This is a genomic window from Ectopseudomonas guguanensis (assembly GCF_900104265.1).
Taxonomy (GTDB): domain Bacteria; phylum Pseudomonadota; class Gammaproteobacteria; order Pseudomonadales; family Pseudomonadaceae; genus Aquipseudomonas; species Aquipseudomonas guguanensis.
Genome location: NZ_FNJJ01000015.1, coordinates 1 through 17,881 on the forward strand (window position 1 = coordinate 1; position 17,881 = coordinate 17,881).

A 17,881-nucleotide genomic window follows, 5' to 3' on the forward strand; every position below is an offset into this window, starting at 1 on the left:
CAGGTGTCTTTCAAAGGGCTCAACGTCTTCGTCAGTGGCGGTTTGTATGGAGAGAATGTCGCTATCCGCCCCACCGCCGAAGATGGTGTCTACGATGTGGTCTTCATCCGCAAAACGCTACGCCAGATAGACTTGAGGCAACGGGCAACATGATCATCAACCCGTTACCCATGTCTCCCGACAGGTGTTTACCATGTCCCCCGGCTGAACACCGTGCGCACCAGCGTCCTCTGATGCTAACGGTCAACCATCGCGGCTCGCTGTTTCCAGGTGCGCATGGCGCACCCTACCCGGCCCCGTGCCCCTACCGGCTCATGATGCCTTCACAGGCCTCGATCAACGCCGCCGCCAATTCGCGCGCGTAACCGGGCAACTGGTTGCGCGCGTGCAGCGCCACCTCCACCGGCGCTACCGGTGCGAAGCCTTCGGCCTCGCCCAGTTCACGGTGTGCAGCCGTGATCAACCGGCGCGGCAGCAGAGTCAGCCCCAGGCCGCCCTCGGCTGCGGCGCTGACGCCGGGCAGGCTGCTGCTGACATAGGCGATGCGCCAGGGTTTGCCCATGGCGTCCAGGGCATGGGTCATTTCCAGGCGATACAGGCCGTTGGGCGGGAACACCGCCAGCGGCACCGGGTTGCGCGCCAGCACCGGCCGCGCGCGGCTGTCGAGCCAGGCCAGCGGTTCGGCCCAGCTGGCCAGGCCCTTGGCGCTACCGGCGCGCTGCTTGATCAGCGCCAGGTCCAGCTCACCGGCATTGAACGCGCGCCACACGTCATGACTGAGGCCGCTGGTGATCTCCAGGCGCACGCCCGGATGGGCGTCGGCGAAATCGGCCAGATAAGGCGTCAGGCTGTTGGCGGCGAAATCGTCCGGCACGCCAAGGCGCACCTCGCCTTGCACCGCGCTCTGCCCCAGCGCCAGCATGGCTTCGTCCATCAGCGCGACGATGCGGTTGGCGTAGCCGAGCAGGCGTTCGCCCTCGGTGGTGGTCACCACGTAGCGGCCGCTGCGGTCGAGCAGCTCGGCGCCAAGCTGCTCCTCCAGGCGCCGCACCTGCTGGCTGACGGTGGACTGGGTCAGATGCAGGCTGGCCGCAGCGCGGGTAAAGCCGCCGGTCTGCACCACGGCGAGAAAACTGCGTAACAGCACCGGATCGAGCATGTCGCCACCCATCATGAAAGCCACTGGCAAACATTCTACTATTTAATTTCCGAATCCAGCTGCGAATTCCTATAGTGCAGGGGAGCCTGTTTTCCGCACGGGGACAGTTCCCTGCGCCATCCACCCGCCGAGGCACTCTCTCGATGAGCAAATCGCCCTACTACTACGCCCCGCATGGCGGCCATCCCGGTCAGGAACAACTGCTGACCGACCGCGCCATGTTCACCGAAGCCTACGCCGTGATCCCCAAGGGCGTGATGCGTGACATCGTCACCAGTCACCTGCCGTTCTGGGACAACATGCGCATGTGGGTCATCGCCCGCCCGCTGACCGGCTTTGCCGAAACCTTCTCGCAGTACATCGTCGAAGTCGGCCCGAACGGTGGCAGCAACAAGCCGGAGCTGGACCCGAGCGCCGAAGGCGTGATCTTCGTCGTCGAAGGCGAATTCAGCCTGACCCTCAACGGAACCCAGCACGCCATGCGTCCGGGCAGCTACGCCTTCATCCCGCCGCAGAGCGATTGGTCGCTGCGCAACAACGGCAGCCAGGCCGTGCGCTTCCACTGGCTGCGCAAGGCCTACCAGCCGGTCGAGGGCGTGCCCTATCCGGAAGCCTTCGTCACCAACGAGCAGGACATCGAGCCGATCGTCATGCCCGGCACCGAAGGCCGCTGGAGCACCACGCGCTTCGTCGAGATCAGCGACATGCGCCATGACATGCACGTCAACATCGTCAACTTCGAGCCGGGCGGCGTGATCCCCTTCGCCGAAACCCACGTCATGGAACACGGCCTGTACGTGCTCGAAGGCAAGGCGGTGTATCGCCTGAACCAGGACTGGGTCGAGGTCGAGGCCGGCGACTTCATGTGGCTGCGCGCGTTCTGCCCGCAAGCCTGCTACGCCGGCGGCCCGGGCCGCTTCCGCTACTTGCTGTACAAGGATGTGAACCGTCAGATGCCGCTGACCCTGGGCGGCCTGAAGCGCTGAGTGATACCCCACTCGTAGGGTGCGCCGTGCGCACCAGCAGAACCGAGGCATCGGTGCGCGCAGCGCAGCGCAGCGCACCCTACGCCGGGAGCTCGCTACCGCATCAGCCGACAAAACGAAAAGGCCACCCCGAGGGGTGGCCTTTTTGCTTCTACCGCAACCGATCAGCTGTGGCGGATCAGGTGGTCGAAGGCGCTCAGCGATGCCTTCGAACCTTCGCCCATGGCGATGACGATCTGCTTGTACGGCACGGTGGTCACGTCACCGGCAGCGAATACGCCGGGGATGTTGGTCGCGCCCTTGGCATCGACGACGATCTCGCCGAAGCGGCTGAGTTCGACGGTGCCCTCGAGCCAGTCGCTGTTGGGCAGCAGACCGATCTGCACGAAGATGCCTTCCAGCTCGACGCGATGCAGTTCCTCGGTGGTGCGATCCTTGTACACCAGGCCGTTGACCTTCTGACCGTCGCCAGTGACCTCGGTGGTCTGCGCGCTCTTGATCACGGTCACGTTGGGCAGGCTGAACAGCTTCTTCTGCAGCACGGCATCGGCGCGCAGGGTGTCGGCGAACTCCAGCAGGGTGACGTGGGCAACGAGGCCGGCCAGGTCGATGGCCGCCTCGACGCCGGAGTTACCGCCGCCGATCACCGCCACGCGCTTGCCCTTGAACAGCGGGCCGTCGCAGTGCGGGCAGAAGCACACGCCCTTGGCCTTGTATTCCTGCTCGCCGGGCACGCCCATTTCACGCCAGCGCGCGCCGGTGGAGAGGATCACGGTCTTGGCCTTGAGCGAGGCGCCGTTCTCGAACTTCACTTCGTGCAGGCCGCCTTCGCTGTTGGCCGGCACCAGGGCCGAAGCACGCTGCAGGTTCATCACGTCGACTTCGTATTCCTTGACGTGTTCTTCCAGCGCGCGCACCAGTTTCGGGCCTTCGGTCTCCTTGACCGAGATGAAGTTCTCGATGGCCATGGTGTCCAGCACCTGACCACCGAAGCGCTCGGCGGCGATCGCGGTGCGGATGCCCTTACGTGCGGCGTAGATGGCCGCCGCAGCACCGGCCGGGCCACCGCCGACCACCAGCACGTCGAAGGCTTCCTTGGCGCTCATCTTCTCGGCATCGCGGTTGGCGGCGCCGGTGTCGATCTTGGCGAGGATTTCCTTCACGTCCATGCGGCCGGAAGCGAACACCTCACCGTTCAGGTAGATGCTCGGCACGGCCATGATCTGGCGACGCTCGACTTCTTCCTGGAACAGCGCACCGTCGATGGAGACGTTGCGGATATTGGGGTTGAGCACAGCCATCAGGTTCAGCGCCTGAACCACGTCCGGGCAGTTCTGGCAGGACAGCGAGAAGTAGGTCTCGAACTCGAACCTGCCTTCGATGCTCTTGATCTGCGCGATGGTGTCGGCGTCCAGCTTGGACGGATGGCCACCGACCTGCAGCAGCGCCAGCACCAGCGAGGTGAACTCGTGGCCCATCGGGATACCGGCGAAGGTCAGGCCGATATCCGCGCCGGGGCGCACCAGCGAGAACGACGGACGGCGAGCATCGCTGCCATCGGTCTTCAGGGTGATCTTGTCGGTCAGGCCGACGATGTCTTGCAGCAGGCCCAGCAGCTCCTGAGATTTCGCGCTGTCATCGAGGGACGCGACGATCTCGAACGGCAGGGTGACCTTCTCCAGGTAGGTCTTCAACTGGGCTTTAAGATTGGCGTCCAACATGGCGGAAATTCCTCAAATACGAAAAATTCGGGCAATAAAATGCCCGGACGGATCGCGCCCGGGCATCGGGCGCCACAAGGGCCGGTAATGGCCCTGACAGCGCAGAGTGGGTCCTTTCCGACCTGAGACAGGCCGGAAAGGAAGCCGGCAGATTTAGATCTTGCCAACCAGGTCCAGCGAGGGAGCCAGAGTGGCTTCGCCTTCTTTCCACTTGGCCGGGCAAACCTGACCCGGGTTGGCGGCGGTGTACTGAGCGGCCTTCAGCTTGCGCAGGGTCTCGGACACGTCACGGGCGATCTCGTTGGAGTGGATTTCCAGGGTCTTGATCTGGCCTTCCGGGTTGATGATGAAGGTGCCGCGCAGCGCCAGGCCTTCTTCCGGAATGTGCACGCCGAAAGCGTTGGTCAGCTGGTGGGTGGGGTCGCCGATCAGCGGGAACTGAGCCTTGCCAACGGCCGGCGAAGTTTCGTGCCATACCTTGTGCGAGAAGTGGGTGTCGGTGGTCACGATGTAGACCTCGGCACCGGCCTTCTGGAACTCGGCGTAGTTATTGGCGGCGTCTTCGATTTCGGTCGGGCAGTTGAAGGTGAAGGCAGCCGGCATGAAGATCAGCACGGACCACTTACCCTTCAGGGACTGCTCGGTGACTTCGATGAACTCGCCAGCGTGGAAAGCGTTGACCTTGAACGGCTGGATCTGAGTATTGATGAGGGACATCTCTGACTCCTTCTGAGGTTTCTGTGAGGGTTGAAAAATCTACGGTCGCTATATTAGCTACCTAACGGAAAAAAGCTTATTGATTACGGCCATGATATCGATTGAATGCACCAATCGATATTCCAACCCACGCCATGCGCGGGCTGCAGCCCGGTTCAGAGCAGGCTTGGCTCGATCAGCAGCGCGAGTTTACCCGCGACCTGGTTACCAGCGAGTGTCTCGAATGCCGCCTCACTGTCTTTGATCGCAAAACTGCGCTCCAGTTGCGGCTTTAATCGTCCCTCGGCGAACAGCGGCCAGACCTGCTGCTGCAGATCGCGCAGCAGGTCCGCCTTGAACTGGTCGTCGCGATTGCGCAGGGTCGAACCGATCAGCTGGATGCGCTTGCCCAGCACCTGTGCCAGGTCGAGCCTGGCTTCGCGCCCGCCCATCAGGCCGATGTTGATCCAGCGCCCGTCACGCGCCAGCAGCTCCAGGTTCAGCGCGGCGTAATCTCCGCCAACCGGGTCGAGAATCACGTCGAATGGCCCGAAATCACGCAGAGCCTGCAGATCCTCACCACGCAGCGCGCCGCCCTGAGCGCCCAGCGCCTCGCAGTAGGCCAGTCGCTCGGGCGAACCGACGCTGACCCAGCACGGGTTGCCGAATGCCTTGCACAGCTGGATGGCCGCCGAGCCGACGCCGCTGGCGCCGGCATGCAGCAAGACTTTCTCACCGGGACGCAAAGCGCCGAGCTGGAACAGGTTGAGCAAGGCGGTGGCGTACACCTCCGGCACCACCGCCGCCTCGACCAGGCTCAGCCCCTCCGGCACCGGCAGGGCGTGGCGGGCGTCGAGCACCACCTCTTCGGCCATACCGCCACCGGCAAGCAAACAGCAAACGCGATCACCCACCTGCCAGGCGCTGCCGGCACCGACTTCGACGATCACCCCGGAGCACTCCAGGCCCAGCGCCTGGCTGGCGCCAGGAGGCGGCGGATAGAGACCGGCACGCTGCAACAGATCGGCCCGGTTGAGTCCAGCGGCCGCCACCTTCACGCGAATCTGTCCCGCGTCACAGGCCTGTGCCGGTTGCTCGAGCCACTGCGCCTGCCCCTCGACGCCTTGCAATGCCTTCATGCTGCCTCCATAGTGCAAGTGAACCGAGCCCAGCGCCGACCGCCGGGCTTTCGCCTAGCGCCAACGGAACCTGGCGCCCTCAAATACGGCCTAATATGCGTTATCACCTGCCACTACGTCGAATCAGCATGAAGCGCTCCCTTGCAAGCACCGCCCTCGCCCTCGTTCTCGGCTTCAGTGCCCTGCCGCTGGCGGCCAAGACCACCCCAGCGACCAGTTGGGACTACCTGCAGCCGGATCGCGACCAGGTGATCGCCAGCCTCAACGTAGTGGAGCTGCTGCGCCGTCATCACTACAACAAGCCGCCGCTGAACGACGAGCGCTCGATTCAGATCTACGACAACTACCTGAAGTTGCTCGATCCATCGCGCAGCTATTTCACGGCGGCCGACATCGCCGAATTCAACCAGTGGCGCACCAAGTTCGATGACCTGCTCAAGAGCGGCGACCTGGAGCCGGGCTTCACCATCTACCGCCGCCACCTGACCCGCCTGGAAGAGCGCCTGAACTTCGCGCTGGACGAACTGGACAAGGGCGTCGACAAGATCGATTTCACCATCGATGAAGAGCTGCAGGTCGACCGCGAGAAGGCGCCCTGGGCCAAGGATCGTGCCGAGCTCGACGAACTGTGGCGCAAGCGCGTCAAGGACGAAGTGCTGCGCCTGAAGATCGCCGGCAAGGAAACCAAGGACATCCAGGAACTGCTGACCAAGCGCTACAAGAACCAGCTGGCGCGCCTCAAGCAGACCCGCGGCGAAGACGTGTTCCAGGCCTACATCAACGCCTTCGCCACCACCTACGACCCGCACACCACCTACCTGTCGCCGGATAACGCGGAGAACTTCGACATCAACATGAGCCTGTCGCTGGAAGGCATCGGTGCGGTGCTGCAGAGCGACAACGAGCACGTCAAGGTGGTGCGTCTGGTACCGGCCGGCCCGGCCGAGAAGAGCAAGCAGATCGCACCGGCCGACAAGATCGTCGGCGTCGCCCAGGGCAACGATGAAATGGTCGACGTGATCGGCTGGCGCCTGGACGAAGTGGTCAAGCTGATCCGCGGTCCGAAAGGCTCCACCGTGCGCCTGGAAGTGATCCCGGCCAGCAACCCGCCCAGCGACCAGACCAGCAAGGTGGTCACCATCACCCGTGAAGCGGTCAAGCTGGAAGAGCAGGCCGCGAAGAAAAAGATCCTGGAGCTCAAGCATGACGGCCGCGACTACAAGCTCGGCGTGATCGAGCTGCCGGCCTTCTACCTCGACTTCAAGGCCTTCCGCGCCGGCGACCCCAACTACAAGAGCACCACCCGCGACGTCAAACGCCTGCTCGACGAGCTGCAGGCCGAGAAGGTCGACGGCGTGGTCATCGATCTGCGCAACAACGGCGGTGGCTCGCTGCAGGAAGCCACCGAGCTGACCAGCCTGTTCATCGAACAGGGCCCCACCGTGCTGGTGCGCAACGCCGACGGCCGCGTCGACGTACTGGCCGACGAGAACAAGGGCGTCTACTACAGCGGCCCGCTGGCCGTGCTGGTCAACCGCCTGTCCGCCTCGGCTTCGGAGATCTTCGCCGGCGCCATGCAGGATTATCACCGCGCGCTGATTCTCGGCGGCCAGACCTTCGGCAAGGGCACCGTGCAGACCATCCAGCCGCTCAACCACGGCGAGCTGAAACTGACCCTGGCCAAGTTCTACCGCGTTTCCGGGCAGAGCACCCAGCACCAGGGCGTGATCCCCGACATCCTCTATCCGGACGTGATGGACACCAAGGACATCGGCGAAAGCGCCCTGCCTGCCGCCCTGCCCTGGGACAGCATCCGCCCGGCGATCACCCCCGAGCTGGACCCGATCAAGCCGTTCCTGACCGAACTCAGGGCGCGTCATGACCAGCGCACGGCCAAGGACCCGGATTTCGTCTTCACTCGCGACCGCCTGAGCCTGGCCAAGAAGTTGATGGAGGAAAAAACCGTCAGCCTCAACGAGCAGACCCGCCGCGCCCGTCAGGCCGAGATCGAGGCCAAGCAGCTGGCCCTGGAAAACAACCGTCGCCAGGCCAAGGGCGAAGAGCCGCTCAAGGAACTGGCCAAGGAAGATGAAGATGCCCTGCCCCTGGCCGACGAGAAGAGCACCCCGGAAGAGGATGCCTACCTCGCGGAAAGTGGACGTATCCTGCTCGACTACCTGGGGCTGAATCCGTCGCTGGCGCTGCATTGAGGCGATTCAACGATCGTCATCAAATCGTCATCGAACTGTCGTGAAATGCAGGAGCCGGCCAAAAGCCGGCTCCTTCGTTTCCGGCAAATCGAGAACACCATGACCGTCACCGAGCAGTTGAGCGCACTGGGCAACATCCTCGCTCACGGCGACATCAGCAGCCTGTTCCAGCCCATCGTCTCGCTGTCCGAACAGCGCATCCTTGGCTACGAGGCCCTGACCCGAGGCCCCTCCAACAGCCCCTTGCATTCGCCCCTGACACTGTTCGCCGTGGCCCGCCACGCCGGCCGCCTGAGCGAGCTGGAAATGGCCTGCCGCAAGAGTGCCTGCAAGGCGTTCAGCGCCCTGGGCCTGCAAGGCAAGCTGTTTCTCAACGTCTCGCCCGAGTCGCTGCTCGATCCCAGCCACCAGCCGGGACGCACCCTGAAACTGCTGCAGGCCTTCGGCATCCCGCCCAGCCAGGTGGTGATCGAGCTCACCGAGCAGTCGCCCACCGAAGACTTCGCCCTGCTCGATACCGCGCTGCATCACTATCGCGCCATGGGCTTTTCCATTGCCCTGGACGATCTGGGCGCCGGCTATTCCAGCCTGCGCCTGTGGTCGGAACTGCGGCCGGATTACGTGAAGATCGACCGGCATTTCATCGACGGCATCCATCAGGACGCAGTGAAGCGCGAGTTCGTCGGCTCCATTCTGAAGATGGCCGAAGCCTCGCGCGCGCAGGTGATCGCCGAGGGCATCGAGCTGCCCGAGGAGCTGACGGTACTGGCCGAAATGGGCGTGGATCTGGTGCAGGGATACCTGCTCAGCAGACCCCAGGAAAAGCCCCCGCGCGAAGCACGCCAGTTGCTGCCTCAGATTCGGGCCAACCAGGCCAGTCTCAGCGAAGACAGCCACGATCTCGGCGACCTGCTCAACGAACAGCTGGCGGTCGACCAGCACACGCCCATCGCCGAGGTGCTGGAGATCTTTCGCGCCCAGGCCAACCTCAACTCCCTGGCGGTACTGGACGCCCAGCATCAGCCGGTCGGCATCGTCCACCGGCATTCGCTGTCCGAGGCACTGCTCAAGCCCTTCGCCACCGATCTGTTCGCGCGCAAGCCCATCAGCCGCCTGATGAGCCAGGACTTTCTCGCCGTGGAGCTGACCCAGTCCCTGCAGAAGGTCAGCCGCCTGCTCACCAGTCGCGCACGCCAGCGCATCGAGGAAGATTTCATCATCATCCAGAACGGCCGCTACCTGGGCCTGGGACGGGTGATCGACGTGCTCAGGCTGATCACCGAGCAGAAGCTGCAGCAGGCGCGGCATGCCAACCCGCTGACCCTGCTGCCGGGCAACGTGCCCATCCAGCAATGCCTGGCTCGCCTGCTGCAGCAGGGCCGCGAAGCCGCGGTCTGCTATGTCGACATCGACAGCTTCAAGCCCTTCAACGACCTGTACGGCTACGCCAAGGGCGACGAGGTGCTGTTATGTCTGGCGCAGTGCCTGAACGAGCGGGTCGATCCGGCACGCGATTTCGTCGGCCACATTGGCGGCGATGACTTCATGCTGGTGCTCGGCTCGACCGACTGGCGCGACAAGCTCGGCAAACTGATCGAGGACTTCCAGAACCAGTGCCGACGCTTCTACCGTGAAGAGCACCTGCAGGCCGGCTGTTTCATCGCCCACAATCGCCACGGCCAGCGTCAGGAATATGCACTGCTGTCCTTGTCGATCGGCGTGGTACATGTCAGATCGGCAGACTGCGCGCAGCTCGATGCCTCGCGCCTGGCCGAACTGGCCTCCGATGCCAAGCGCCAGGCCAAGGCCGTGCCTGGCTACAGCCTGCACATCCTGGACGGTTCAGCGGCCTGAGCGACCGCTCCCGTCCGCCATGGCGGCGTAGCGCTCGGCAGCCTGTGGGTCAGCTGGCAAACCCGGAGCACCCTCACGATAGAGCCGGCTCAGCCGGCCAGCCGCCAGCGGGTGGCCGGCTGCCAACGCCATTTCCCACCAGCGTACCGCCTGCGCTGCATCCGGCGCTTGCCGGCTATCGCCCTGCAGCGCCTGCACGCCCAACTGGTAAGCGGCCTTGCCATCGCCGCCATCGGCGGCCAGACGCAACAGCCTCAGCCCTTCCTCGCGCGCACCGAGACCTTGGCCGCGAAACAGCAGGATATGACCGTAGAAGCTCTGCGCAGCAGTATCGCCCAGATTGGCCATGCGTCCGTACTGCCCTTGCATCCATTGCCACAGACGCGGCTGGCGCAGTGCCGCAGGCCAATGGAACAGGCGCCGGGCCAGCCAGTAGCCCAGGCGCGCGCGCAGCTGCCACAGCCACCTAGACATCGGCGGGGTAATCGAATTCGAACACTCGCACCACCTCCGCCGCATGCCAGGATGCCGCCGCCACGCCGTCGGAAGCGCCGCTGAAGCGCCCCAGGCGCGTCACGCAATCGAAGAAGCCGGTGCGCGGTAGGCGACTGGCACCCTGACTGATGACCAGAGCGCTACGTAGCGGGCGCTCGGCGCGGGCATCCAGCGCGGCCAGGTGCTCGAGGGCGGCAGTCAGGGTCTGCATGGCCGGCGTTGGCAGGTCGAGGCGCTCGATCAGCGCCCGATAGGTAAGCAAATGGCGCTGACGGCGGGCATCGTCCAGCTCGCTCAGCAATGCCTGCCATTGCTGGCGACTGATGCGCACGCTCAAGACCAGCCCTCCAGCCCCAGTTCCCAGGCCAGCGAACGCAGGATGGCCGCATCGGGTTGACGCTCGCCGCTTTCGATCAGGGCCAGATAATGCGGGCTGATGCCGACGCTGCGGGCCAGCGTTTGCGGGCTCAGGCCCTTGGCTTCGCGTAGCGCGCGCAGCTCGCCGAGGGGGGCGCGATTGGCTGCGTCAGCCGGCGTGGGCGCAACGGCCGCGGCAGGCTGCTGACGGCCCGCGGCCTGCAGCAGGGCCTGATAATCGGCCCAGGGCAGCACCGCGTATTCCGGTTCACCGTCGCGGGCAATGATTTGCACAGTCATGAATCTCTCCGTTGGAAAGCAGGGCCGGCGATCTCGACCCCTTCCTTGCAAGCCGCCATCTTAACAGGCGTCTGCCGCGTGGGGCGTGCTCATGCGGCCAAGGTATCAAGACGTTGAGAATGCGGCGGCTTTGCGAACGGAACGACTGCCTGCATCAGGCCGGCCCGCAGTGCCATGGGAGCCCGGCGCTTCGGCCTGGAGGCAGCGACCGGGCGAGGATCAGGAATGCAGCGGATCGACCCGCTCCGCCGCCGGCAGCTGTTCGATAAGCGCCATGCGCTCGGGGTTCTGCCGCTCACGCCAGGCCCGGAAGGCCTCCAGCTCGCCATGCCAGGTGCGCATCACCCAGGCCAGCACGGCCAGGTCGTCGACCAAACCGACGCCCAGCAGCCAGTCGGGAATGGCATCGAGCGGCGTGATGAAGTACAGCAGCGCCGCCACGACCATTAGCAGGGCCTGGCTGCTGATCTGCCGGTACTCGCCCTTGAACCAGGCCAGGCTGAGCGCACGCAGCAGGTGCACGTCCTCCTTGAACGCGGCGAAGCGCTGCCCCTGCGGTGTGCGCTTGTCGCCCAGCGCACGCACCAGTTCGGGCAACCTGCCCTCACGGAGAAAACGGGCAGCCAGTGGCAGGTAACGCGTCAGTCTCCAGGGAATTTTCATGCGGCCTCCTCGGCAAGCCAGGCTCTCTACGGGCTTGCCTCGCTTATCCACCGAAGCTGTGGATAAATCTGTGCAAAGTCTTTCGACAAGCTTATCAAAGCCCCGTGGCATGGGGCCTCGGCTTAGATCGGATATTTTTTATACAGCATATAAAACCCATGAAAATCAACAAGTTGCCGATTGACATCAAGGCTGGGCAGCTGTAGCGCCAGCTTGTCGGGAATGTTTCCCAGAATGTGCATAAGCGTAACACTGCACACCCTGGCAACCTTTTTTTTGCCCCGCAAAAACGACAACGCCCCGTCAAGACGGGGCGTCGTACGCAAGTACCAGGTGTTACTCTTCGGTCGGCTCGGCGGCCTGATCCTTGATGCCGATCAGCTCCAGGTCGAACACCAGCACCGAATTGGCCGGAATCGCCGGGGACGGGCTCTGCTCGCCATAAGCCAGCTCGCTGGGGATGTACAGCTTGTACTTCTCGCCGACATGCATCAGCTGCAGACCTTCGACCCAACCCGGGATCACGCCACCGACCGGCAGGTCGATGGGGCTGCCGCGGGCGACAGAGCTGTCGAACACGCTGCCATCGGTCAGCTTGCCTTCGTAGTGAACGGTGACCACGTCGCTTTCCTTCGGCTGCGCGCCGTCGGTCTTCTTGATCACTTCGTATTGCAGGCCGGAAGCGGTGGTGACCACGCCTTCACGCTTGCCGTTCTCTTCGAGGAATTTCTTGCCGGCTTCGGCGGCTTCCTTGTTCAGCGCAGTCATGCGCTCTTCGGCACGGTTCTGCAGGAAGGAGAAGGCCTCGATCATGTCTTCATCCTTGATGCGCGGCTCCTTCTTCGCCAGCGCGTCTTCGATGCCCTGAGCGACGGCCTTGGAGTCCAGATCGTCCATGCCCTCTTCGGACAGGCTTCGACCCATGTTCAGGCCGATGCCGTAGGAGGCTTTCTGCGCCGGGCTCTTGAGTTCGACTTCGCTGGTTTGCGAATCGCAACCGGCGAGCACCAGGCCTACCAGGGCAACTGCCGCCGCCAAACGATGCTGTTTCATGCTTGTTCCTTGTAGATGCGCCCGAAGGCCGTCGTGTGAAAACGCGAGCTTAGCAGTACGCCGCGATCACTGGCTACGGCATAGGAGCCGAGCAACGCACATAAGTTCAAGCAAGCAAAGGATTTTTTCGGATTTTTCGGCGAATGCCGAAGCGTTGTCACAGGAGGGGATGAAGCGAGGAGAAGAATGGCGCAGCGGACGGGACTCGAACCCGCGACCCCCGGCGTGACAGGCCGGTATTCTAACCGACTGAACTACCGCTGCGCGTAACTGCGAGATTGGTGGGTGGTGACGGGATCGAACCGCCGACCCTCTGCTTGTAAGGCAGATGCTCTCCCGGCTGAGCTAACCACCCATTCACTCTCGAAGTGGGGCGCATTCTAGAGAGCGTTCAGGACCTTGGCAAGCCCTCTTCGCAAAAAAATTTATCGTCGCAGCAAGAACTTAGGCGACACCGGCGAATTTCCTCAACGGTTCGTTGTCAGGGTTGGCCTGAGCACGCCAGCGGAGAATAATGCGCGCTCTGTGCCGGCGGACCGATCAGCTTCGCGTTGCTCGCCCGCCACCCCATCCGTCGCTGCGCGCCGGCTTTGCCAAGATCAAAGCCCATCGATGGCGCCACCCCGCGACTTCATCATTAATGGAGAGTCACCCGCTCATGTGGTTTCGTAACCTGCTGGTCTACCGCCTCACTCAGGACATCCCCTTCGACGCCGAAGCGCTGGAGACCGCACTGGCCAGCAAACCGGCCCGTCCCTGCGCCAGCCAGGAACTGACCACCTATGGTTTCACCGCTCCCTTCGGCAAGGGCGGCGATGCGCCGCTGGTGCATGTCAGCGGCGACTTCCTGCTGATCGGCGCACGCAAGGAAGAGCGCATCCTGCCCGGCTCGGTGGTGCGTGACGCGCTGAAGGAGAAGGTCGACGAGATCGAAAACACGCAGATGCGCAAGGTGTACAAGAAGGAGCGCGACCAGATCAAGGATGAGATCGTCCAGGCCTTCCTGCCGCGCGCCTTTATCCGCAAATCCGGCACCTTCGCCGCCATCGCGCCGAAACAGGGCCTGATCCTGGTCGACAGTGCCAGCGCCAAGAAGGCCGAAGACCTGCTCTCCACCCTGCGCGAAGCCATCGGCTCGCTGCCGGTGCGCCCGCTGTCGGTGAAGATCGCACCGACCGCCACCCTCACCGACTGGCTGAAAACGCAGAAGGCCGCCGAAGGCTTCTACGTGCTCGACGAGTGCGAGCTGCGTGACACCCATGAGGACGGCGGCGTGGTGCGCTGCAAGCGCCAGGACCTGACCAGTGAGGAAATCCAGTTGCACCTGTCCACCGGCAAGCAGGTCACCCAACTGTCGCTGGCCTGGCAGGACAAGCTGTCCTTCGTGCTCGACGACAAGCTGACCATCAAGCGTCTGCGCTTCGAGGACGTGCTGCAGGAGCAGGCCGAGCAGGACGGCGGCGATGACGCCCTGGCTCAGCAGGACGCCAGCTTCATCCTGATGATGATGACCCTGGTGGAATTCCTGCCGGAGCTGTTCACCGCGCTGGGCGGCGAAGAGATTCCACAGGGTATCTGATCCGTAGGGTGGATCGGGGCGCGCAGCTGACGCTTTGTTCATCCACCATTCGGACAGGAGGTGGACAAGCTTCGCGTTGTCCACCCTACCCTTCATACCAGCGAGTAGCCCGGATGCAATCCGGGGCCATTGCACCAGCGATTCCCGGATTTCATCCGGGCTACTGGCGCCTGCTTCAGACCAGCGATTCGAGGCTCTCGGTAAAGGCACTGGCGCCCTGCTCCGCCGTGCTGAAGTTGTGACGCATGAAAGCGAACAACTCGCGCCCGCAGCCCATTGCCGGGGCCGGCCTGGCCGCCGTCTCGCGCGCGGCGAATTCGGCCTCGTCGGCAAGCAGCAGCAATTCGCCACTCCGACCATCGACACGAATCAGGTCGCCGTCGCGCACCCGCGCCAGCGGCCCGCCATCGAAGGCCTCCGGACAGACGTGAATGGCCGCCGGGATCTTGCCCGAGGCACCCGACATGCGCCCGTCGGTGACCAGCGCAACCTTGAAACCGCGATCCTGCAATACCCCCAGATAAGGCGTCATCTTGTGCAGTTCAGGCATGCCGTTGCTGCGCGGCCCCTGGAAACGCACCACGGCAACGAAATCGCGCTCCAGATTGCCGGCCTTGAACGCCTCGACCAGCTCCAGCTGATCCTCGAATACCAGCGCCGGCGCTTCAACTACCTGATGCTCAGGCGCCACCGCGGACACCTTCATCACGCCACGACCGAGATTGCCCTGCATCAGGCGCAGTCCGCCTTCTGCCGAGAACGGCTGCGCTATCGGACGCAGCACGCTTTCCTCCAGGCTCTCGGTCGGTCCATCGCGCCAGACCAGCTTGCCATCCTCGAGGAAGGGCTCGCGGGTATAACGCGACAGGCCTCGCCCAGCCACTGTATTGACCTCTTCGTGCAACAGCCCGGCTTCGAGCAACTGGCGGATCAGGAAGGCCATGCCGCCAGCGGCCTGGAAGTGGTTGATGTCGGCCTTGCCGTTGGGATAGACGTGGGCCAGGGTCGGCACCACCTCGGACAGATCGGCCATGTCCTGCCAGGTCAGCAGGATGCCGGCAGCGCGGGCAATGGCCGGCATGTGCAGGGTGTGATTGGTGGAGCCGCCGGTGGCATGCAGGGCGACGATGGAGTTGACCAGGCAGCGCTCGTCGACGATCTCGCCGATGGGCATGAAATTTCCGCTCTGCTTGGTCAGGCGGGTGACCTGCTGCGCCGCCTCGCGGGTCAGCGCCTCGCGCAGCGGCGTGCCCGGATTGATGAAGGAAGCGCCCGGCAAGTGCAGCCCCATCACCTCCATCAGCAACTGGTTGGTGTTGGCGGTGCCATAGAAGGTGCAGGTGCCCGGCCCGTGGTAGGCCGCCATTTCCGCCGCCAGCAGCTCGTCGCGGGTCGCCTTGCCCTCGGCGTAGCGCTGACGCACGTCGGCTTTTTCCTTGTTGGACAGCCCCGAGGTCATGGGACCTGCCGGCACGAACAGCGAGGGCAGATGGCCAAAGCGCAGCGCGCCCATCACCAGGCCCGGCACGATCTTGTCGCAAACGCCCAGGTACAACGCGGCGTCGAACATGTTGTGCGACAGCGCCACGGCGGTGGACATGGCGATCACCTCGCGGCTGGCGATGCCCAGCTCCATGCCCGGCTCACCCTGGGTGACGCCGTCGCACATGGCCGGCACGCCACCAGCGAACTGCCCGACCGACCCCAGTTCGCGCAGGGCCTGCTTGATCTGCTCGGGAAAGGCCTCGTAAGGCTGGTGCGCCGACAACATGTCGTTGTAGGCGGAAACGATGGCCACATTGGATGCGTCCATCAGGCGCAGGGTCTGCTTGTCGTGACCAGTGCAGCCGGCCACGCCATGCGCGAAGTTGGCACATTGCAGCTTGCCCCGCTGCGGGCCTTCACTGGCAGCCGCGCGGATCATCTCCAGGTAGCGCTGGCGCGTGGCGCGACTGCGCTCGACAAGACGTTCGGTAACTTCGACAACGCGGGGGTGCATGGGCATCTCCAGGCTAGCAACTAGCTTCTGTTTGTATTTACAACAAAATATTGCCACTCAATGAGCTTGATTTCCATAGAAATGAGAATAATCTTGTAATTAAAACAACAAATTGACGAGACCTTCACCATGACCCTACGAATCGCCATCAATGGTTTCGGCCGTATCGGCCGCAACGTGCTACGTGCACTCTATACCCAGAATTATCGCCAACACCTGCAGGTCGTGGCGATCAACGATCTGGGCGACAGCACCATCAACGCTCACCTCCTGCAATATGACAGCGTCCATGGCCATTTCCCCGAAGAAGTGAAGGTCGACGGCGAAAGCCTGTGGATCAAGGGCGATCGCATCGCCGTCAGTGCCATTCGCAACCCCGCCGAGCTGCCATGGAAAACCCATCAGGTCGATGTGGTGCTCGAATGCACCGGGTTGTTCACCGAACGTGACAAGGCCGCCGCGCATCTCACAGCCGGCGCACGCAAGGTCTTGATATCAGCGCCTGCCAAGGGCGCTGACGCTACGGTGGTGTACGGCGTCAACGAACAGGTGCTGACGCCGGACATGCAGATCATCTCCAACGCCTCCTGCACCACCAACTGCCTGGCGCCGGTGGCGCAGGTACTGCAGCGCGAGCTGGGCATCGAACAGGGGCTGATGACCACCATCCACGCCTACACCAATGACCAGAACCTGTCCGACGTGTACCACAGCGACCTGTATCGCGCGCGCTCGGCGACCCAATCGATGATCCCGACCAAGACCGGCGCCGCCGAAGCGGTGGGTCTGGTGCTGCCGGAACTGGCCGGCAAGCTCACCGGCATGGCCGTGCGCGTACCAGTGATCAACGTGTCGCTGGTCGACCTGACCGTGCAGGTCAAGCGCGAAACCACTGCAGAGGAGGTCAACGCCCTGCTCAAGGCGGCCAGCGAGCAATCCCCGGTTCTCGGTTACAACGCGCTGCCGCTTGTGTCCTGCGACTTCAACCACAACCCGCTGTCATCGATCTTCGACGCCAACCACACCAAGGTCAGCGGCAAGCTGCTCAAGGTCATGGCCTGGTATGACAACGAATGGGGCTTCTCCAACCGCATGCTGGACAACTGCCTGGTGCTGGCCCGCTTGAACTGAACAGGAGGCTCGATGAGCCGTATCAGCTTTACCCGTGCCCAGCTGCCGGCGCGCAAGCGTATCGCCCTGGTGGCGCACGATCACTGCAAGGGCTTCCTGCTCGACTGGTGCGAACGCCAACGCGACAAGCTGGCGCGCCATGAGCTGGTGGCCACCGGCACCACCGGCCTGCTTCTGAGCAAACGCCTGGAGCTGCCGGTGGAGAGCATGATCAGCGGCCCGCTGGGCGGCGACCAGCAGATTGGCGCACGCATCGCCGAACAGCGCGTGGACATGTTGGTGTTCTTCTGGGACCCGTTCGAACCGCAGCCACACGATCCCGATATCAAGGCGCTGCTGCGCGTGGCTGCGGTGTGGAACATCCCTGTGGCCTGCAACGAAAGCAGCGCCGACTACCTGCTCAGCAGCAGCCTGCTGGAACAGCAGCACGAGTATCGCATTCCGGACTACCAGGCCTATCTGGCGGCCCGCGGGTAGGGTGTCGCGAGGCCGTCTAGGCTTTGCGCCCCGCGAGATTCAGGTGCGCACGGCGCACCCTA

General features: G+C 63.7%; 16 protein-coding genes and 2 tRNA genes. 6 read left to right on the forward strand and 12 right to left on the reverse strand.

Features of this window, described 5'->3' with window-relative positions:
- Positions 1-304 precede the first annotated feature (304 nt).
- Positions 305-1,159 carry a LysR substrate-binding domain-containing protein gene (locus BLS61_RS19765; RefSeq protein ID WP_090434021.1) on the reverse strand — a complete coding sequence of 285 codons (855 nt, stop codon included), beginning with the start codon at positions 1,157-1,159 and terminating at the stop codon, positions 305-307.
- Positions 1,160-1,302: 143 nt separating this feature from the next.
- Here BLS61_RS19765 and BLS61_RS19770 point away from each other — a divergent pair, with 143 nt between their 5' ends.
- Positions 1,303-2,145: a bifunctional allantoicase/(S)-ureidoglycine aminohydrolase gene (locus tag BLS61_RS19770; protein ID WP_003241781.1), complete on the forward strand. Its 843-nt coding sequence runs from the start codon at positions 1,303-1,305 to the stop codon at positions 2,143-2,145.
- A 164-nt stretch (positions 2,146-2,309) separates the two neighbouring features.
- On the opposite strand, the gene ahpF is transcribed toward BLS61_RS19770, so the two are convergent.
- The 3 genes from ahpF to BLS61_RS19785 all read right to left on the reverse strand — a co-directional run bounded on the left by ahpF (position 2,310) and on the right by BLS61_RS19785 (position 5,701).
- Entirely contained in the window at positions 2,310-3,866 is a 1,557-nt protein-coding gene (ahpF, locus tag BLS61_RS19775; RefSeq protein ID WP_090433741.1) for an alkyl hydroperoxide reductase subunit F, read from the reverse strand.
- 153 nt (positions 3,867-4,019) lie between these two features.
- Complete coding sequence (gene ahpC / locus BLS61_RS19780; RefSeq protein ID WP_003241777.1) at positions 4,020-4,583, reverse strand: alkyl hydroperoxide reductase subunit C; 564 nt, start codon at positions 4,581-4,583, stop codon at positions 4,020-4,022.
- Positions 4,584-4,738: 155 nt separating this feature from the next.
- The gene (locus BLS61_RS19785) at positions 4,739-5,701 is read right to left on the reverse strand and encodes a zinc-binding dehydrogenase (RefSeq protein WP_090433742.1); all 963 of its coding nucleotides are present in this window, start codon (positions 5,699-5,701) and stop codon (positions 4,739-4,741) included.
- Positions 5,702-5,829: 128 nt separating this feature from the next.
- Here BLS61_RS19785 and BLS61_RS19790 point away from each other — a divergent pair, with 128 nt between their 5' ends.
- A complete protein-coding gene (locus BLS61_RS19790) occupies positions 5,830-7,911 on the forward strand; it encodes a carboxy terminal-processing peptidase (RefSeq protein ID WP_167358759.1) in 2,082 nt (693 codons plus the stop codon).
- A gap of 99 nt (positions 7,912-8,010) precedes the next feature.
- Positions 8,011-9,765: a bifunctional diguanylate cyclase/phosphodiesterase gene (locus BLS61_RS19795; protein ID WP_090434023.1), complete on the forward strand. Its 1,755-nt coding sequence runs from the start codon at positions 8,011-8,013 to the stop codon at positions 9,763-9,765.
- On the opposite strand, the gene BLS61_RS19800 is transcribed toward BLS61_RS19795, so the two are convergent.
- The 7 genes from BLS61_RS19800 to BLS61_RS19830 all read right to left on the reverse strand — a co-directional run bounded on the left by BLS61_RS19800 (position 9,754) and on the right by BLS61_RS19830 (position 12,988).
- On the reverse strand, positions 9,754-10,239 hold the full coding sequence (locus tag BLS61_RS19800) for an SEL1-like repeat protein (RefSeq protein WP_090433746.1): 486 nt from the start codon (positions 10,237-10,239) through the stop codon (positions 9,754-9,756). The genes BLS61_RS19795 and BLS61_RS19800 overlap by 12 nt on opposite strands.
- Entirely contained in the window at positions 10,232-10,597 is a 366-nt protein-coding gene (locus BLS61_RS19805; RefSeq protein ID WP_090433749.1) for a hypothetical protein, read from the reverse strand. The genes BLS61_RS19800 and BLS61_RS19805 overlap by 8 nt, the downstream gene beginning before the upstream one ends.
- On the reverse strand, positions 10,594-10,917 hold the full coding sequence (locus tag BLS61_RS19810; protein WP_090433751.1) for a helix-turn-helix domain-containing protein: 324 nt from the start codon (positions 10,915-10,917) through the stop codon (positions 10,594-10,596). The genes BLS61_RS19805 and BLS61_RS19810 overlap by 4 nt, the downstream gene beginning before the upstream one ends.
- Positions 10,918-11,136: 219 nt before the next feature.
- Entirely contained in the window at positions 11,137-11,580 is a 444-nt protein-coding gene (locus BLS61_RS19815) for a YkvA family protein (RefSeq protein WP_090433753.1), read from the reverse strand.
- Positions 11,581-11,916: 336 nt separating this feature from the next.
- Positions 11,917-12,633, reverse strand: coding sequence for a BamJ family beta-barrel-assembly machinery protein (gene bamJ, locus BLS61_RS19820; RefSeq protein WP_013714481.1), 717 nt, complete (start codon positions 12,631-12,633; stop codon positions 11,917-11,919).
- Positions 12,634-12,820: 187 nt separating this feature from the next.
- A tRNA-Asp gene (locus BLS61_RS19825) sits at positions 12,821-12,897 on the reverse strand.
- Positions 12,898-12,912: 15 nt separating this feature from the next.
- Positions 12,913-12,988, reverse strand: a tRNA-Val gene (locus BLS61_RS19830).
- A 303-nt stretch (positions 12,989-13,291) separates the two neighbouring features.
- On the opposite strand from BLS61_RS19830, the gene rdgC reads away from it, so the two are divergent.
- Positions 13,292-14,212, forward strand: a complete 921-nt coding sequence (gene rdgC, locus BLS61_RS19835) for a recombination-associated protein RdgC (protein WP_090433755.1) — start codon at positions 13,292-13,294, stop codon at positions 14,210-14,212.
- 175 nt (positions 14,213-14,387) lie between these two features.
- Here rdgC and edd read toward each other — a convergent pair whose 3' ends face one another.
- Entirely contained in the window at positions 14,388-16,211 is a 1,824-nt protein-coding gene (gene edd, locus BLS61_RS19840) for a phosphogluconate dehydratase (RefSeq protein ID WP_090433757.1), read from the reverse strand.
- 129 nt (positions 16,212-16,340) lie between these two features.
- Here edd and gap point away from each other — a divergent pair, with 129 nt between their 5' ends.
- Together gap and BLS61_RS19850 are read left to right on the forward strand one after the other, a co-directional pair.
- Positions 16,341-17,342 carry a type I glyceraldehyde-3-phosphate dehydrogenase gene (gene gap / locus BLS61_RS19845; protein ID WP_090433759.1) on the forward strand — a complete coding sequence of 334 codons (1,002 nt, stop codon included), beginning with the start codon at positions 16,341-16,343 and terminating at the stop codon, positions 17,340-17,342.
- 12 nt (positions 17,343-17,354) lie between these two features.
- Positions 17,355-17,819 carry a methylglyoxal synthase gene (locus tag BLS61_RS19850; RefSeq protein WP_090433761.1) on the forward strand — a complete coding sequence of 155 codons (465 nt, stop codon included), beginning with the start codon at positions 17,355-17,357 and terminating at the stop codon, positions 17,817-17,819.
- Positions 17,820-17,881 lie beyond the last annotated feature (62 nt).

What these genes read in the sequence shown, in the direction of transcription:
- BLS61_RS19765 (WP_090434021.1), bottom strand. Translation starts at nt 1,159, where the DNA reads ATGCTCGATCCGGTGCTGTTACGCAGTTTTCTCGCCGTGGTGCAGACC.
- BLS61_RS19770 (WP_003241781.1), top strand. Translation starts at nt 1,303, where the DNA reads ATGAGCAAATCGCCCTACTACTACGCCCCGCATGGCGGCCATCCCGGT.
- ahpF (WP_090433741.1), bottom strand. Translation starts at nt 3,866, where the DNA reads ATGTTGGACGCCAATCTTAAAGCCCAGTTGAAGACCTACCTGGAGAAG.
- ahpC (WP_003241777.1), bottom strand. Translation starts at nt 4,583, where the DNA reads ATGTCCCTCATCAATACTCAGATCCAGCCGTTCAAGGTCAACGCTTTC.
- BLS61_RS19785 (WP_090433742.1), bottom strand. Translation starts at nt 5,701, where the DNA reads ATGAAGGCATTGCAAGGCGTCGAGGGGCAGGCGCAGTGGCTCGAGCAA.
- BLS61_RS19790 (WP_167358759.1), top strand. Translation starts at nt 5,830, where the DNA reads ATGAAGCGCTCCCTTGCAAGCACCGCCCTCGCCCTCGTTCTCGGCTTC.
- BLS61_RS19795 (WP_090434023.1), top strand. Translation starts at nt 8,011, where the DNA reads ATGACCGTCACCGAGCAGTTGAGCGCACTGGGCAACATCCTCGCTCAC.
- BLS61_RS19800 (WP_090433746.1), bottom strand. Translation starts at nt 10,239, where the DNA reads ATGTCTAGGTGGCTGTGGCAGCTGCGCGCGCGCCTGGGCTACTGGCTG.
- BLS61_RS19810 (WP_090433751.1), bottom strand. Translation starts at nt 10,917, where the DNA reads ATGACTGTGCAAATCATTGCCCGCGACGGTGAACCGGAATACGCGGTG.
- BLS61_RS19815 (WP_090433753.1), bottom strand. Translation starts at nt 11,580, where the DNA reads ATGAAAATTCCCTGGAGACTGACGCGTTACCTGCCACTGGCTGCCCGT.
- bamJ (WP_013714481.1), bottom strand. Translation starts at nt 12,633, where the DNA reads ATGAAACAGCATCGTTTGGCGGCGGCAGTTGCCCTGGTAGGCCTGGTG.
- rdgC (WP_090433755.1), top strand. Translation starts at nt 13,292, where the DNA reads ATGTGGTTTCGTAACCTGCTGGTCTACCGCCTCACTCAGGACATCCCC.
- edd (WP_090433757.1), bottom strand. Translation starts at nt 16,211, where the DNA reads ATGCACCCCCGCGTTGTCGAAGTTACCGAACGTCTTGTCGAGCGCAGT.
- gap (WP_090433759.1), top strand. Translation starts at nt 16,341, where the DNA reads ATGACCCTACGAATCGCCATCAATGGTTTCGGCCGTATCGGCCGCAAC.
- BLS61_RS19850 (WP_090433761.1), top strand. Translation starts at nt 17,355, where the DNA reads ATGAGCCGTATCAGCTTTACCCGTGCCCAGCTGCCGGCGCGCAAGCGT.